The 15,907-nt window shown below is 57.2% G+C and carries 14 protein-coding genes; 8 read left to right on the top strand and 6 right to left on the bottom strand.

Going from position 1 to position 15,907, the window contains the following annotated elements; all coding sequences use genetic code 11:
* The first annotated feature begins 69 nt into the window (after positions 1 to 69).
* The 3 genes from HMPREF0183_RS01645 (at position 70) to HMPREF0183_RS13465 (ending at position 4,567) form a co-directional block, all read left to right on the top strand.
* The gene (locus HMPREF0183_RS01645) at positions 70 to 3,798 is read left to right on the top strand and encodes a multifunctional oxoglutarate decarboxylase/oxoglutarate dehydrogenase thiamine pyrophosphate-binding subunit/dihydrolipoyllysine-residue succinyltransferase subunit (RefSeq protein WP_040347663.1); all 3,729 of its coding nucleotides are present in this window, start codon (positions 70 to 72) and stop codon (positions 3,796 to 3,798) included.
* Positions 3,799 to 4,407, top strand: a complete 609-nt coding sequence (locus HMPREF0183_RS01640) for a GDSL-type esterase/lipase family protein (protein WP_005882112.1) — start codon at positions 3,799 to 3,801, stop codon at positions 4,405 to 4,407.
* An 85-nt stretch (positions 4,408 to 4,492) separates the two neighbouring features.
* Positions 4,493 to 4,567, top strand: coding sequence for a 50S ribosomal protein bL37 (locus HMPREF0183_RS13465; protein ID WP_102238326.1), 75 nt, complete (start codon positions 4,493 to 4,495; stop codon positions 4,565 to 4,567).
* Between the two features lie 89 nt (positions 4,568 to 4,656).
* Here HMPREF0183_RS13465 and rsrA read toward each other — a convergent pair whose 3' ends face one another.
* Complete coding sequence (gene rsrA / locus HMPREF0183_RS01635; RefSeq protein WP_005882110.1) at positions 4,657 to 4,932, bottom strand: mycothiol system anti-sigma-R factor; 276 nt, start codon at positions 4,930 to 4,932, stop codon at positions 4,657 to 4,659.
* The gene (locus HMPREF0183_RS01630) at positions 4,929 to 5,543 is read right to left on the bottom strand and encodes a sigma-70 family RNA polymerase sigma factor (protein ID WP_211205307.1); all 615 of its coding nucleotides are present in this window, start codon (positions 5,541 to 5,543) and stop codon (positions 4,929 to 4,931) included. The genes rsrA and HMPREF0183_RS01630 overlap by 4 nt, the downstream gene beginning before the upstream one ends.
* A gap of 209 nt (positions 5,544 to 5,752) precedes the next feature.
* Here HMPREF0183_RS01630 and HMPREF0183_RS01625 point away from each other — a divergent pair, with 209 nt between their 5' ends.
* From HMPREF0183_RS01625 to HMPREF0183_RS01605, 5 genes are all read left to right on the top strand, one after another.
* Positions 5,753 to 6,199: a DoxX family membrane protein gene (locus HMPREF0183_RS01625; protein ID WP_005882105.1), complete on the top strand. Its 447-nt coding sequence runs from the start codon at positions 5,753 to 5,755 to the stop codon at positions 6,197 to 6,199.
* Positions 6,196 to 7,479: a 3-phosphoshikimate 1-carboxyvinyltransferase gene (gene aroA, locus HMPREF0183_RS01620; RefSeq protein WP_040347662.1), complete on the top strand. Its 1,284-nt coding sequence runs from the start codon at positions 6,196 to 6,198 to the stop codon at positions 7,477 to 7,479. Before HMPREF0183_RS01625 ends, aroA begins: the two co-directional genes overlap by 4 nt.
* Complete coding sequence (gene rsgA, locus HMPREF0183_RS01615) at positions 7,476 to 8,492, top strand: ribosome small subunit-dependent GTPase A (protein WP_040347661.1); 1,017 nt, start codon at positions 7,476 to 7,478, stop codon at positions 8,490 to 8,492. The genes aroA and rsgA overlap by 4 nt, the downstream gene beginning before the upstream one ends.
* Positions 8,493 to 8,579: 87 nt before the next feature.
* Positions 8,580 to 9,353 (top strand): histidinol-phosphatase, encoded by a 774-nt coding sequence (gene hisN / locus HMPREF0183_RS01610; protein WP_005882100.1) that lies wholly within the window; start codon positions 8,580 to 8,582, stop codon positions 9,351 to 9,353.
* Complete coding sequence (locus HMPREF0183_RS01605; protein ID WP_005882098.1) at positions 9,350 to 10,576, top strand: aminotransferase class I/II-fold pyridoxal phosphate-dependent enzyme; 1,227 nt, start codon at positions 9,350 to 9,352, stop codon at positions 10,574 to 10,576. Before hisN ends, HMPREF0183_RS01605 begins: the two co-directional genes overlap by 4 nt.
* A 66-nt stretch (positions 10,577 to 10,642) precedes the next feature.
* Here HMPREF0183_RS01605 and HMPREF0183_RS01600 read toward each other — a convergent pair whose 3' ends face one another.
* The 4 genes from HMPREF0183_RS01600 to HMPREF0183_RS01585 form a co-directional block, all read right to left on the bottom strand.
* Positions 10,643 to 11,425, bottom strand: coding sequence for an aminotransferase class V-fold PLP-dependent enzyme (locus HMPREF0183_RS01600; protein ID WP_245527077.1), 783 nt, complete (start codon positions 11,423 to 11,425; stop codon positions 10,643 to 10,645).
* A gap of 79 nt (positions 11,426 to 11,504) precedes the next feature.
* Positions 11,505 to 11,777 (bottom strand): hypothetical protein, encoded by a 273-nt coding sequence (locus HMPREF0183_RS13160; protein ID WP_005882094.1) that lies wholly within the window; start codon positions 11,775 to 11,777, stop codon positions 11,505 to 11,507.
* A 36-nt stretch (positions 11,778 to 11,813) separates the two neighbouring features.
* Positions 11,814 to 12,290, bottom strand: coding sequence for a GNAT family N-acetyltransferase (locus HMPREF0183_RS11975; protein ID WP_005882092.1), 477 nt, complete (start codon positions 12,288 to 12,290; stop codon positions 11,814 to 11,816).
* A gap of 76 nt (positions 12,291 to 12,366) precedes the next feature.
* Complete coding sequence (locus HMPREF0183_RS01585; protein WP_005882090.1) at positions 12,367 to 15,906, bottom strand: type I restriction endonuclease; 3,540 nt, start codon at positions 15,904 to 15,906, stop codon at positions 12,367 to 12,369.
* Between the last annotated feature and the right edge of the window lies 1 nt (position 15,907).

The raw sequence follows: 15,907 nt of genomic DNA, 5'->3' as shown, positions 1-15,907 counted from the left end.
TTGCCGTGTAGGGTTAAAATTGCTCTGATTGAACAATGCTACGAGTTGAGGAAGAGGGCGATTCGCGCCGTGTCCGAAACAACACCTACTGATCTCACTGGAGACTTTGGTTCCAACGAATGGCTGGTCGAAGAACTGTACGAAAAGTACAAGAACGACAAGAACTCAGTCGACAAGGAGTGGTGGCCCTTCTTTGAGAAGTATGAGGGCGCGCCGGCAAGCACCTCAACGGCCTCCGGCACAAAGTCGAATTCGCAGGCTCCTGCAAATAGCAAGCCTAGCGAGAAGGGCTCCAAAGAGGCCCAGCCTAAAGCAGAAGTAAAGACCAAGGGCGTTGAGCCGTCGGTCAACGAAGCGGAAACCACTAAAGCCGAATCCAAGGTCGCTTCGCAGAAGAAATCCTCCCCCACCCAGTCGGCACCTAAGGCCAGCGATGAAAAGGCCGAAGACGTCGTCACCAAACTGCGCGGGCCTGCAAAGCTCATCGCCGAAAACATGGACGCCTCCCTCGAAGTCCCTACCGCCACCTCGGTGCGTGCACTTCCTGCGAAGGCACTCATTGACAACCGCATTGTCATCAACTCCCACCTGCGTCGCACACGCGGTGGCAAGGTGTCCTTCACCCACCTCATCGGTTTCGCCGTCATCCGCGCGCTCAAGGCTTTCCCAACCCAGAATGTGTACTACGAAGTCCGTGACGGCAAGCCAGTCATGGTGCAACCAGCTCACGTGAACTTTGGTCTAGCCATTGACATTCCTAAGAAGGACGGCACGCGTTCGCTCCTGGTGCCAAACGTCAAGAAGGCTGAAACTCTCACGTTCAAGCAGTTCGTGGACGCTTATGACGACCTGGTGAACCGTGCACGTTCCGGAAAGCTCACCGCTGATGACTTCGCGGGCACTACAGTTTCGCTGACGAACCCCGGTGGAATCGGAACCGTCCACTCGGTTCCACGTCTGACTAAGGGCCAGGGTTGCATCATTGGTGTTGGTGCTATGACCTACCCCGCAGAATTCCAGGGTGCGAGCCAAGAGACCATTGACCGTTTGGGAGTTTCCAAGGTCATGCACCTGACCTCCACCTACGACCACCGTGTCATCCAGGGTGCCGGTTCGGGAGAGTTCCTCAAGCTCGTCCACGAATACCTCTTGGGAGCCGACGGCTTCTACGATGAGGTCTTCGAGTCACTGCGCCTGCCATATGAACCAGTTCGCTGGCAGCCTGACGTTCACACCGAGGACCAGGACGACGTTTCGAAAGCTTCACGCGTCATCGAACTCATTGACGCTTACCGCACCCGCGGTCACCTTATGGCCAACACTGACCCACTGGTGTACCGCCAACGCAGCCACCCAGACCTCGACATCAACAACCACGACCTCACCTTGTGGGACCTGGAGCGCAAGTTCTCCACCGGTGGTCTGGGCGATGGTTCACAGATGCGCTTGCGCGACATTCTGGGTATCCTGCGTGACTCGTACTGCCGTACAACCGGCTACGAGTACATGCACATCGCTGACCCTGAACAGCGTCGCTGGTTCCAGAAGAAGCTCGAAGTTCCACTGCAAGAACTCAGCCGTGCTGAACAGGGCCACATCCTGGGTCGTCTCAACGCATCTGAAGCGTTCGAAACGTTCCTGCAGACCAAGTACATCGGTCAGAAGCGCTTCTCGCTCGAAGGTGGCGAATCCACCATCGTGTTCCTCGACGAGGTTCTCAACCGTGCAGCTGACTCCGGCATGCAGGAAGTCACGATCGGTATGGCCCACCGTGGTCGCCTGAACGTACTGACCAACATCGCTGGCAAGAGCTACACTCAGATTTTCCGCGAGTTCGACGGAACTCAGTCACCTGACTCCTTCCAGGGCTCCGGTGACGTGAAGTACCACTTGGGCATGGAAGGCTCCTTCACCTCGCCAGACGGCAACACAACCAAGGTGTCTGTCGCTGCTAACCCCAGCCACCTCGAGACCGTCAACCCGGTTCTTGAAGGAATCACTCGTGCTAAGCAGGACGTGTCGTCTGACGACACCCAGGACTTCTCGATCCTGCCGGTGCTGGTTCACGGTGACGCTGCGTTCGCCGGTCAGGGCGTTGTATACGAAACCCTGAACTTGTCCGAACTCCGCGGGTACACCACGGGTGGAACCATCCACGTGGTGATCAACAACCAGGTTGGATTTACCACGCCTCCGGCTTCCTCCCGCTCGTCGTACTACTGCACCGACGTTGCCAAGGCGATTTCGGCACCCGTCATCCACGTCAACGGCGATGACCCTGAAGCGGTCTACCACGCGGCACAGCTCGCGTTCGACTACCGCCAGGAATTCAACCGCGACATCGTGATCGACCTCGTGTGCTACCGTCGCCGCGGTCACAACGAAGGTGACGACCCATCGATGACGCAGCCGGTCATGTACTCGCTCATCGAAAAGAAGATGTCGGTACGTAAGCTCTACACAGACTCGCTGGTGGGACGCGGTTGCATCTCCACGGAAGAAGCCGCCGAGGTCGTTAAGGACTACCAGAACAAGCTCGAAGCTGCGTTCGCTGAGACCAAGGAAGCTGAAAAGGGAGCTTCCGACAACCTCGGCGTGACGAAACCGTGGGAACGCCCAGACGACCTGGAGTCCGACTCCACGTTCGAAACTGCTGTCCCAGCGTCAGTGCTGGAACGCATCGGTGATGTTCACACTGAAGTTCCTGAGGGCTTCAACGTGCACAAGAAGTTGCGTAGCCTTTTGGAAAAGCGCAAGGAAATGTCGCGTTCAGGTGGCATCGACTGGGGCTTTGCCGAACTGCTGGCATTCGGTTCGCTTCTGATGGAAGACGTGCCGGTTCGCCTGGCGGGTCAGGACTCACGTCGCGGAACCTTCACCCAGCGTCAAGCGGTGCTCATCGACCACGAGAACGACAACGAGTGGACACCGCTGGCTAACCTCACGGACAACCAGGCTAAGTTCTGGGTCTTCAACTCGCTCCTGTCCGAATACGCGGCGATGGGCTTCGAGTACGGCTACGCCGTGGAACGCACCAACGCTCTGGTGCTGTGGGAGGCCCAGTTCGGTGACTTCGCACAGGGCGCTCAGTCGGTCATTGACGAATTCATCTCGAGTTCGGAACAGAAGTGGGGACAAACTTCCGGTATCGTCCTGCTTCTCCCCCACGGTTTCGAAGGCCAGGGCCCTGACCACTCCTCAGCGCGTATTGAGCGTTTCTTGCAGCTGTGCGCTGAAGCCAACATGACGGTTGCGTACCCGTCCAACGGTGCTTCGTACTTCCACCTGTTGCGTCGCCACGCACACGCTGAAGTCAAGCGTCCGCTTGTGGTCTTTACGCCTAAGTCGATGCTTCGTCTCAAGGCTGCGGCCACCGATGTTGAGCAGTTCACCTCCGGTGGATTCGAACCGATCATTCCGGACACGTCAGTTGACGCGAAGAACGTTAAGCGTGTCGTGCTGGTTGCTGGAAAGCTGTACTGGGATCTGTTGGCAAAGCGTCAGAAGCTGGAAGACACCACCACTGCTCTGGTGCGCGTCGAACAGCTGTACCCGCTCGAAATTGACGCGCTCAACGAGCTTTTGGGTATGTACCCTGAGGACGCACAACTGGTGTGGGCTCAGGAAGAACCAGAAAACCAGGGTGCGTGGCCGTTCATGCACTACAAGTTCTCGCAGCTGTTGTCAGACCGCAAGGTCGAGGTTGTGTGCCGTAAGGCATCAGCGTCACCTTCTACTGGTCTGAAGAAGCAGCACGACGTTGAACAGGCCGATGTGATCGAACGGACTTTCAAGTAAGTGACGTTGAAGAAAACTACTATTGTCGTGGCCGGTGACGAACTCGTCGCCGGCCACGGCGATGCTCGGAGTCTTGGGTGGGCCGGAAGGGTTGCCGTGCGCACGCACCCGTCTTTGGCCAACGCTGAGTTTTATACTCTGGCTGTTCCGCAGGAAGACACGGGTGCTTTCGCTCAGCGCGCTTTTGCGGAAGCTTCGCTTCGGTTTAGCGACGGTGGAATCAACCGTCTGGTTCTCGCTCCCGGGTCGCATGATGTTGATTCGGGGCTTTCGACTGCCCGGTCGCGTTTGAATCTTGCCAATGTGTTGGATGAGGCTCTTGCCGCCGAGGTGTCGACCTTTGTCGTGGGTCCCACCCCTGGCCGCAGTGAGAGTCGGAATGAAAAGGTTGCGCAGTTATCGACAGGTTTTGCGGATGTGGCTCACCGCCGTGCAGTTCCGTACGTCGATTGTTTTTCGCCGTTGAAATCCCATCCGGTGTGGCAGCGTGACCTTGCTTCCAGCTCCCGCGAGCTTCCCGCACAAGAAGGTTATGGGCTCATCGCGTGGCTTGTGCTCAACCGTGGATGGTTTGACTGGTTGGGCGTTCAAAACGTCATGGAAGGCTAGCCCACACTGCCGTGCCTCCACCCAGCATTGTTGAAGTGGTGCCCCCTCTATGGAAAAATAGGGTGGTCTAGTAAAGGAGAGATATATGAGCAAGCGTGCACGCAAGCGTCGCGACCGTAAGCGCAACAAGGCGAACCACGGCAAGCGCCCAAACGCATAAAGACATAAAAAGATGGGGCAGGTGTAAACACCTGCCCTATCTTTATATCTGCGCGTTGATGTTCCCCGGCTAAGGCGATCCCGGTTTGGCTACTCGCGGTGATACGTAATGCGCGTGCGTTCTACAGTGATGCGCGCACGAATTTTGTCCGCAAGATCCTGCGGTGCCTGATCCTGACAACAGGAGCGACGCACAAGCTCCTTCATGAGCGCTTCGATCTTGTATTCGCGTTCACATTCCGGGCAACACTGTAAGTGCTCTTTAATGGCAAGGATCGCATCGTCGTTCGCCTCACCGTCGAGAAACGCGTAGATCCGTTCAAGCGACTCTAGTCGGCTTTGCGACCAGGACGTTTCGCGTGTCATGAACCTACCCCCTCTCCAAATCCTCGTTCGGCAGCGTAATCAGCCAGCATTTCGCGCAACTGGCGACGACCTCGGTGCAGGCGCGACATCACAGTCCCCATGGGTGTGTCCATAATCTGGGAGATCTCCTTGTACGGGAGACCTTCCACGTCCGCGTAGTACACGACCATGCGGAAGTCGTCGGGAAGTGATTGCAACGCTTCTTTAATATCAGAGTCTGGGATCCGCTCAAGGGCCTCAATCTCAGCTGATTTTCCTTCAGAAGACGTGTGGTTCGCGGCCCGTGCGATCTGCCAGTCTTCGATGGTGTCGCCACCGGTTTCTTGAGGCTGGCGCTGTTTCTTTCGATACGAGTTAATAAAGGTGTTCGTCAAGATGCGGTACAGCCAGGCCTTGAGGTTGGTTCCCGGCTGGTACTGGTGAAACGCGGCATACGCCTTGAGATACGCCTCTTGAACCAAGTCTTCAGCGTCTGCCGGGTTGCGCGTCATCCGCAGCGCAGCAGCGTAGAGCTGATTGACGTATTCAAGTGCTTCGTTTTCAAAACGCGCACGACGTTCGTCTTCCGTTTCCGTTGTGAGATCAACATCGTGATCGCTGGGAGCACTCATAGTATTTTTCTCCATCAGCTCCCAGTCTACTAAGGTCGCCGTCACTGTCACCTCGCTTGGAATGTTCCGCATGTGCGTTTGTCCGACGCTTTGTACGTGTCTGTTACAACCTTTTTGCTTTCCTGGTTATTCCCCGCGCTATGCTGAACGTAGCGAATCCAATCGGAAAGGTTGTTTCTGTGTCACTTGTAAGGTTGATTGCTCGCCCAATGTTGGCTTCCGCTTACATCGCCAACGGACTCGTCCGTGTAAAGAACCCCGACGTAGCTGCAAGTTCTGTTCAGCCCATCTCAGCACTTGCCAAGAAGAAACTTGACGTTGACGTCGACCCCGCACTCATTGCCCGCGCGACCGGTGTTGCACAGGTGACCGCCGGTTCTCTTCTGGCGATCGGCAAGTTCCCACGCCTGTCCTCCAGCATCCTCGTGACCACGTACCTTGTCGAGGTCGTCGGACAGCAGCTCAACAAGGAAACTCGCTCCACTGACGGCCTTTTGGCAAAGACCGCAATTCTTGGTGGTGCCCTTCTCGCTTCGGTCGACACCGCAGGCAAGCCTGGCCTCGCATGGCGTGCACAGCACGCCGCAGAAGACCTGTGGCGCGAAGTTGAACGCACCTCGGCAAAGGCAATCGACGCAGTTTCCCCCAACGCATAACGGTGGTAAACCGCACCCACTGGCCCGTTCCGCGTGCGACCGCACCGGTACGGGCCACATGTGATATTCCAGGATCTAAGTCGCTGACAAACCGTTATTTCGTGCTAGCGGCTCTTTCGAATGCGCCTTCCATTGTGCGTTCACCTTTGGTTTCGCGTGACACCGAACTCATGATGCGCGCGCTCGACGCGCTGGGAGCTACTTTCACGCCGCACGGCAATGATATAAGCGTTGAACCCATCATGGGTGGTGACAACAGCGCCAGTGACGCCACGATCGACTGCGGTCTGGCTGGCACGGTGATGCGCTTTGTGCCCCCGGTTGTTTTAGCCACTGGCACCCGTGCTCACTTTGATGGGGACCCGCAAGCGCGCGTCCGCCCCATGCAGACCATCCTCGACGCACTGACTGCTCTGGGAGCCACAGTGGATTCAGACGACGGTTTCCTTCCGTTTTCGATCACGACCGGTGACCACGTAGGAAACACCGTCACCATTGACGCTTCCCAATCCTCCCAGTTCGTTTCAGGGCTCCTGCTATCCGCGGCCCGGTTCCCGGACGGGCTCACTGTTAAACACCTCGGTGAGACAGTTCCCTCAAAGCCACATATCGACATGACTGTAGCCACGCTCAAGCAGTACGGCGTGAAGGTCACCCAGCCTGATCCCACAACTTGGGTTGTGGAACCCGGGGTCATTCAAGCCACCGATGTCACCGTGGAGCCGGACCTGTCCAACGCAGCGACGTTCTTAGGCGTGCCGCTCATTGCGGGCGGTTCTGTCACGGTTCCACACTGGCCGGAGCGCACGGATCAGGCCGGACACGCGTTTATGGACATAGCGCGGGCGTTTGGAGGCACCGCGGAGCTCACCCCCGCAGGTCTTACCGTCACAGGCTCAGGCACCGTGCAACCGGTTGACCTTGACCTTTCCCAGGTGGGTGAACTTACCCCTGTGGTCGCTGCCATTGCGGCACACGCGCACGGTACGTCGCACCTGCGTGGGATCGGGCACTTGCGCGGACACGAAACCGACCGCCTCACCGCCCTGGCAACCGAACTCACCAAGGCCGGAGCGCAGGTGGAAGAGGGCCCTGACTACCTCACCATCACTTCGACGGTTTCCACGGGCTGTGCGTGGAGCAGCTACGCCGATCACCGCATGGTCATGGCCGGAGCGCTGGTGGGGCTCACGCAAGATGTCACCATTGAAGACCCCGACACTGTGGCCAAGACCCTGCCCCAGTTCACTGACATGTTCGAGCGTGTGGTGAGTGCGTGAGTCGGTACTCTCACTTCACAGAAGAGGACTACCGGCCGCGCCCCAACCGTCGTGGGTCCCGGCCCCGCACTAAGGACCGCCCAGATTATTCTGACGCACTGGTGGGGTTCGTATTTTCTGTCGACCGAGGTCGTTACCGCCTCGCCCTGCCCGACGGCACCCGCGTAACAGGAGTGCGAGCCTCCCACCTCCGTCGCCGCCCCATAGTCCCCGGCGACAGGGTGCGGGTGGTGGGTGACACCTCGGGCGCGGAAGGAACCTTGGCGCGGATTGTGGAGATTGAACCCCGCTCCACGGTTTTGCGGCGCACAGCCGATGACACCGACCTCACCGAGCGGGTCTTGGTAGCCAACGCCGATCAACTGGTGATCGTGACGGCGACTGCGGACCCGAACCCCTCGGAAGGGCTCATTGACCGCACGCTCATTGCCGCTTTTGACGCGGGAATCACTCCCATTCTGGCGATTACCAAACTTGATTTGAAGCCGGCTGACGCGTTGCGCGAACGCTTCGCTCACAGTGGCGTGCAGATTGTTGAGTGCGGGTTTGACGATCATGGGCATCCGCGCGTGGATCAGCTGCGTGGACTTTTGGACGGTCACGTCAGCGTGCTGGTGGGGCACTCAGGAGTTGGCAAGTCAACGTTGATGAACGCGCTTGTTCCTCATGTAAGTCGCGCGACCGGTTCCGTCAACGAGGTGACGGGTCGGGGTCGGCACACATCTTCATCGGCGCTGGGAGTCGAACTTCCTGACGGCGGCTGGCTCATTGACACCCCTGGTGTGCGCAGTTTTGGTCTTGCCCACGTCACCCCAGAAACTGTTCTGAGCGCGTTCGAAGAGCTGGTCCCTGCGACCGCTGAATGTCCCCGCGGCTGTTCTCACACTAAGGACTCCCCCGGTTGCGCGCTCGACGCATGGGTTACAAATGGTAAAGCTGGAGATGCAGGCCCCGACCGGCTCAACTCGCTCAGACGGCTACTGACAAACCTGGCTTCTGCACCACAGTACTGACGTTGTGTTGGCGCTGGAACAGCATTTGCGCTGTGTTAGCTCGATGCTGGCTTTGGTGTTGAGGCCACCGCACCACGTGGAGGACCCGTGAAAGACCTTGATCTTGCGATCGCTCTTGCCGACGCGGCAGATCACCTGACACTCGACTCGTTTTATAACCGCGACTTCACCGTGGACACAAAACCCGACATGACACCGGTAACCACAGTGGACCGCGCGGTTGAAGAGAAACTCCGTGAGTTGCTCGCACTCCACGCTCCTGATGATGCGATCGTGGGCGAAGAGTTCGAACCCACCACCGGCACAGGCACCCGCCAATGGATCATCGACCCTATCGACGGGACGAAAAACTTTGTTCGAGGAGTGCCGGTGTACGCGACCCTGATCTCGCTTTATGACGGTGAAACTCCCCTTCTTGGCGTTGTGAGCGCCCCTGCGATGAACCGCAGGTGGTGGGCAAGCAAGGGAGAAGGCGCTTGGACCACAGTGGCACACGACCCAGAACCAGTTCAGATTCACGTGTCACAGGTGTCAAAGCTGGAAGACGCGTCGTTTTCGTATGCGTCCCTGGGCGGGTGGAAAGACTTGGGCAAACGTGACGCCCTGCTTGAATTGTGTGACACCGTGTGGCGAACCCGCGCATACGGGGACTTCTGGTCATATATGTTGGTCGCTGAAGGCGCGGTAGACATCGCAGCTGAACCGGAACTCGAAATCTACGACATGGGCGCCCTGGTTCCCGTTGTCACCGAGGCCGGTGGCACGTTCACCAGCCTCAACGGAAAGACCGGCCCGTTTGACGGCAATGCGCTCGCCTCTAACGGGCTCGTGCACAGTAGCGCACTGGAGTTGCTTTCGTGAACGAACAGACACTGCCTTACCGGGTGAGTGAAGCAGCGGGGCTTCTGGACGCCCAGGGTAATATCCGCGGCACGGTGTTTGGCGAGATGAGCACATTGGCCGCGCAGCACGGTGCGATTAACCTGGGGCAAGGGGCACCCTCGAGTCCTACCCCTGACTTCCTCATCGACGACGTCGCTCACTTCATGCGAGCCGGCATGAACCAGTACGCACCGCCAACCGGGGTGCCGGAACTGCTTGACGCGATCGTGGCTCAGCGTTCCCGCCGGTACAACCACGCTGTTACCCGGGACCATGTATTGGTGACGGTGGGTGCCACGGAGGCTCTCACCTCGGCGATTATGACGCTGGTGCCCGCTGGCGGCGTTTTGCTGACCTTCGAACCGTTCTACGACTCTTACGCGGCGGCGTGTGAGATGGCCGGGGCGCGGCTGGAGACCGTTCCGCTGGTCTTCGACGGGGCGGTGTGGCAGCCGGACTGGGACGCGTTTGACGCTGCGGTGAGCTCTGCAGATGCGGTCTTGCTAAACACGCCACACAATCCCACGGGAATGGTGTTGGGCCGGGACGACCTGGTCCGGGTGTTCCAGGCGTGTGAGGACGCAGACGCGTGGCTCATTACCGACGAAGTGTACGAATACCTGGTGTTTGACCCAGCTGAGCACGTGTCGGTGGCGGCGCTGTTCCCGGATTCACACCGGATTGTCACGGTGTCGTCTGCTGGTAAAACGTTCAATGTGACCGGGTGGAAGATCGGCTGGCTCGTGGCGCACCCGCAGGTTCGGCAGCAGATTCAGGCGCTTAAGCAGTTCTTCTCATACACCTCAGGCACGCCACTTCAGCCGGCAATCGCGCGGGCGCTCAACGAGCATGAGGATTTCGCTGATCAGAACCGTGACGCGTTGAAGCGGTGCCGGGATGTCCTCATGGAGTCTTTGGAGCGCGTGCCCGGGATTACGTTCAATGTTCCGGCTGCCGGTTATTTCACTGTGGTGGATTTCGCTGAGGTCACCACACGTGATTCGCACGCGTTGAATGAGCTTCTCACCACCGAGTTTGGGTTCACGGGGATTCCGGTGAATCGTTTGTGCCGGGCAGGTTCCCCGGTGGCGCAACGTTTGGAGCACGCGTTGCGTCTGTCGTTTTGTAAAACGGAAGACGAAATGCGCGAGGTGGCCACTCGCATTGACCGCCTCGCGCAGAACATGGACGCGTTGAAGTAGGTGGCGAGGGCTGGCCTTAGTTGGGGTGGTTACCCCGGTTGAGGCCGGCCCCGGCTTGTTTTGTGGTTACTGGTTTTCGGCCAGCACAGCGTCGAGTGCTGTGGTGAATCGTTCTACTGTCGCGTCGACGTCAGCCCATTTGTCTAGGCCGAACAGGCCAATTCGGAACGTCTTCATGTCTGCTGGTTCGTCCACCTGCAGTGGCACTCCCCCGGCAACCTGCACGCCAGCGCGTGCAAAAGCAGGCACGATGTCGTCGCGGTCGGTGTTGACAACCACCACGGTTGGGGATTCGAACCCAGGTGCGACAACGGAGGTGAAACCACGTTCGGTAAGTGCTTCACGGATCCGCGTCCCGAGGTCGTTCTGGCGTTCGCGTAGAACGTCCAGTCCGGTGTCCACGGCTTCTTTCATGAGGCCCAGGTTGTGCTGGATGGTGTCGGTGGGCATGGTGGCGTGGTAGCCGTGTGCTCCGGTGACGTAGCCGTCACAGATGTTGGTCCACTTCTTCAGATCCAGTGCGAAGCTCGAGGTTTCGGTGGAATCGAGGCGTTCGCGCGCGGTTTCTGAGAACATGACATACCCGCATGCTGGTGAGCCACTCCAACCTTTTTGGGGTGCACTGACAAGGATGTCTACGCCAGCTTCTTCCATGTTGATCCACAGCGGACCGGAGGCCACGCAGTCAAGGACAAACAGTCCGCCTACGCTGTGTGTTGCGTCAGCCAGGGCGCGCACGTAGTCGTCGGGCAGAACCATGCCTGCAGCGGTTTCGACGTGAGGTGCGAAAACCAGGTCTGGTTTAGTGTCTTTGATGTGAGCTACCACCTGGTCGATGGGTGCTGGCACGAACTGGTGGTTGCCTACGTGTTGTGCTTTGAGGACATCGTGGCGGGCTGGGATGTTGCCGGTGTCAAAGATTTGTGACCTATCGGTAGGAGAAGAGACCGTTGCGCACAACCAGAACGTTTTTGTTGTTGGCGAACTGGCGAGCAACGGATTCCATGCCGTATGAACCACCGCCAGGGACGATCGTTGCCGTGTGAGCGTTGTACGTGGAACGCAGAATGTGCAGGGTTTCCTGCATGACGTTCACAAAGCGTTTGGACATGTGGTTGAGTGACCGGTCGGTGAACACGACTGAGTATTCGAGGAGGCCACCGGGGTCGACGTCTGGGCGAGGTAGTTCATTTGCAGTCATGTCATTCACAATAGCCGTTTATTTCAGTAAAGAAATTCAGCCGAATGTGTGAACCATGTATAAGGCTTCACGGCCATCGGGTAGACGGTCGATTTCGCCTGTCATACGGAAACCTAAGCGAAGGTACGCGCCAATCGCCCGTTGATTTTCTTCAAACACCCTCAGCCGGATTTCCGCGTATCCCGCGCGTTGGGCTTCAGTGAAAACCGCATTTATCAGCGCGTCCACGGCACCGTGGCCTCGGTGTGCAGGGTGTACCCACGTGCCGCCGAGGTCGGCGCAACCGTCTCTTACCGCAAACGTTGCGAATCCGATGTCGTGTCCCTGCTTTACACACATGAAGGTGGTGGCTGTTTCGACGCGTTCCCGCCATTTTGCTTCATCTACTTGAGATTCGCGCTCGTATGACCCACCAAAAGCTGCCGGGGCATCTTTGAGCGATGCGAGACGAATTGCACGCACGCGGGACCAATCGTTCTGTGTCATGCGGACTATGAAGTGAGATTGAGCCATGCTAACTCCCGGGGGATTCTCGATGTGTGCCACTATAGTCTTAGTTCTCGCAGGACATGCGAAAGCCCGCAACTTCTTAATAGCGCTTAACCGCGTACATCACTACACCTTGGTAAAGCTCCCCGTCCACAGGTAGTGAGTGTTTCAAGAACTCAGCGCGTAGAGTCTCGAACACGTTGGAGTTTCCACGCTTCACCAGCGCGTCGTCCAGCACTCGCGCTAAGTGCGCTTCAACGCGGTTGCTTCCGGCGTGCATGCGCATCACATCGAGTAGTTCTTCGACACGACGCGTAGCCGGTGACTCTTCTGAGCCTTCCTCGATTTCTCTGACCAGAGCGTTGTCAGGAACTTTGATCCCGCGTACTTTGTCTTCCATTGCAGCAACGGCTAAGCGTGACATGGCAGCAGTCAGCACGTTCAGTGCATCGTCGCCTCCGAGCATAAGGTTAGTGAACTTCTCATGTTGAGTACCCGCGCCCAGAATTGCGGACAGTACTTTTTCACGCAGTCTCGAAGACTTGGCCAGGGTGTCTTGTGGGTTCTTGGTTGCGAGCATCTCCACTTCTTCGTCATTTGCCAGTGCTTCCCACACTGCGTGGACCATGCGGGTGTTCGCGGAGTTCGACATGTCAATTCCCGCTGCAGAAAACAACTCGTTGACTTCCTCTACTGCTTTGCGGAATGCTCCTTGCAAGGGATCGGAGGCGCCACCTGATGAGATGCGCCCGTCAAAACCAGGAACGGGTAGCGGAGTCTGCGCGTCCTCGATTTTCAACTCGAGTTTCGTCCCTTTTTCCACATCACCTGTCACTGCAGATTTCACCACGTCAACCCCAGTGACGTAATCCTCTTCGCGCGTTTTCTTACCAAGTTTGAGGTTACGCTCCAGGAGGTCCGCAAAAACGGCACGTTTGTGTAGCGTGACGTCCTGGAAGTCGATGAACTGGCTGAGGAAGTCCCACGCGTGGACGTATTTTTTCAGGTTTGCACGGAAGTCCGTCGCTACGGCCTCGTTGTCCTTATTGCCACTCACCACTGCTTCGGTGTAGAAGTCGGCCCAGCGGGTGACAATAGGGTCAATTCCGACCCGGATCAAGGAGTCTTTTTTCTTCACATCTACGTCTGGGTCCATGACCACGTTGGCTAGGGCTTCCATCTCTTCAATGTCGTAGAACTGAGACGTGTCCAGTACTCGTGCGAGATCAGTGAGCACGTCCGGGTCCACATCGGTGTCGATGGAGGCCTGTGAGTAGTAAGGTTGGAAAGCTTGCAGAATCGATTCGGGGTCGTTAATAAAGTCGACCACGAACGTTTTGGACTTGTTCTTGGACGGCAGTGTCCTGTTCAAACGTGAAAGCGTCTGCACCGCTAGAACGCCGGATAGCGGTTTGTCCACGTACATGGCAGACAGCCGAGGCTCATCGAAACCTGTTTGGTACTTGTTTGCCACGATGAGGAACTTATACGAATCTCCGTCAAACATCTTGGTGGTTTCCATCCGGCGCTTACCTTCAGGCGCGTTCTCGTTGTTGAGGGAGGATTCCGTGACGAACTCTTCAATGTCTTCATCCTTAGACACATCGAGTGAGCCAGAAAACGCCACAAGTGCTTCTAATCCTTGGTACTTGACGTTGGACTTAATCACATCCTGGACTGCTCTGAACCAGGTGTAGGCACTCATGCGGTCGTCGCAGACCACCATTGCTTTCGCTGTTGAGCCAAGCAGGTTGCGTACGTTGTTGTTGAAGTGCTCAACGGCTACTTCTGCTTTTGAACGGATCGTTTTTTCATGTGAGCGGACAAACTTTTTGAGCGCAGATTTTGCTTCCCCAAGGACCACTTCGTCTTCTCTACCAAGTTTGTCTTCAATTTTTGCGTAGAGCGAGAGTGATATGTAGTTGTGAAGCACGTCCAGAATGAAGTTCTCATCGATTGCCTGCGCCATGGAGTACAGGTCGAATGCCACTCGTTTTTCCGGGTTGTCCGGTGAGGGTTCTCCGAAGACAGCGAGCGTCTTCGCTTTGGGGGTGGCGGTCAGAGCCACAATAGTGACGTTGGAGGAGCGAGCTACAGCGGAGTCACGCTGCTGTTGCAAGCGATCCTTTTCGGCGCGAGTGAGGCTTGCCGCCGATGTGGTGGTGGGTGTTTCGTTGTGCGACTCCTCCCCTGCGTAGGTATCTTCGCCACCTTCTATATCAGCGGCCGCGCGTGACGCTGCTTCTGCGATTTCATCAGGCGTATCTGAAAGTGTTTCCAGCAGTGTGCGCGAGGCCTTGCCGTGCTGTGAGGAGTGTGCTTCATCGATGATGACAAGCCAGCGACGGTTTCGCAGTTTAGGCGAACGGTCGATCGTTTGTGCCAGTGCAGGGAAGGTCTGCAGCGTGCAGGACAGAATGCGTTTGCCTTGGGTGAGGTAGTGGTTCAGCATGTCGGACTTGGAGGTGTCATCGTTGGTGATATTGATGACCATGCCCTCGGATGCTTGAAGTAATGAAAGCCCGTCTGCCACGTTTTTATCGAGCACGGTACGGTCGGTGACCACGATGACGCAGTCAAACAGTTTCGTGCCGTCATTATGGATCATCTTGTTGGCGCGGTGTGCCATCCACGCAATCGTTTTGGTCTTGCCGGATCCGGCCGAGTGCTGGATGAGGTAGCGCCTGCCGGTTCCGTTGACTGCAACGTCGCTGGTGACTCGCTCCACTGAGCGCAGTTGGTGAAAGCGAGGGAAGATCAGGCGTCCTTCGTTGCCTTTAGTTGAGGGTTCCCACAGGGCGTAGTCCTTGAGGATGCGCAAAAGCAGATCCGGTGAGCACACCCACTCCCACAGGTAGGCCACGTTGTAACCGTTGGGGTTGTCTGGGTTACCGGCTCGCCCGTCTTCGGTTCCTTGGTTAAACGGAAGGAATACGGTGTTGGCACCATTGAGTTCCGTGGTCATCATGACTTCTCGGGAGGACACGGCAAAGTGGACGAGGCAGCGTCCGGGGTTGAGTAGTGGTCGTTTGGACCGGTGTGGCTTGCGGTCGTGTTTGTATTGGAGGACTGCATCTTCAATGGACTGGGTGTTGTCCGTTTTCAGTTCCATTGTGATGACGGGGATACCGTTAACCAGGAGAACCAGGTCAATTTCGCCCCCGTCACCTTTTTCGAAGTGGACTTGTTGGAGCACTCGTAAGCGGTTGTATGTGGCTTTCTCGGTCACATCTGTTTTCGCGGGATCGTATGGAAAGAACCCTGCCATGTCTGGGAAGTTCACGGTGCCGAGGTCGGCTTGGGTAAACGAGAAACCGTCGCGCAGAGTGCCTAGGAGTCCGCCGTTGACCTTTTTGGTGATGCCGTCAAGGATCGGCGTGTAGTCGAGTTCTTTTGTCAGACGAGTGAGGAGTTTGCGTTCACGGGACTGGCGTTCGGTGTCATTGGCAGTGGGTGGGATTGCACGTTCGTATTGCTCTGGGTGCTGGGTCTTCAACCAGTGCAACACGTCTTCTGGGAACAGCCCGAGCTCAGGGTCGAACCCAACGTCGTTAGCGCCTTCGTTCCAGATCCAGCCTTGAGAGTTCAGGGACCGGCAAATGGTTAGCTCCATCGCTTCCTCAAGAATCGGATTGACCATT

It is taken from the genome of Brevibacterium mcbrellneri ATCC 49030 (assembly GCF_000178455.1).
GTDB classification, from domain to species: domain Bacteria; phylum Actinomycetota; class Actinomycetes; order Actinomycetales; family Brevibacteriaceae; genus Brevibacterium; species Brevibacterium mcbrellneri.
The sequence above is the reverse complement of the archived record's forward strand: the minus strand, read 5'-3'. Positions and strand labels throughout refer to the sequence as shown.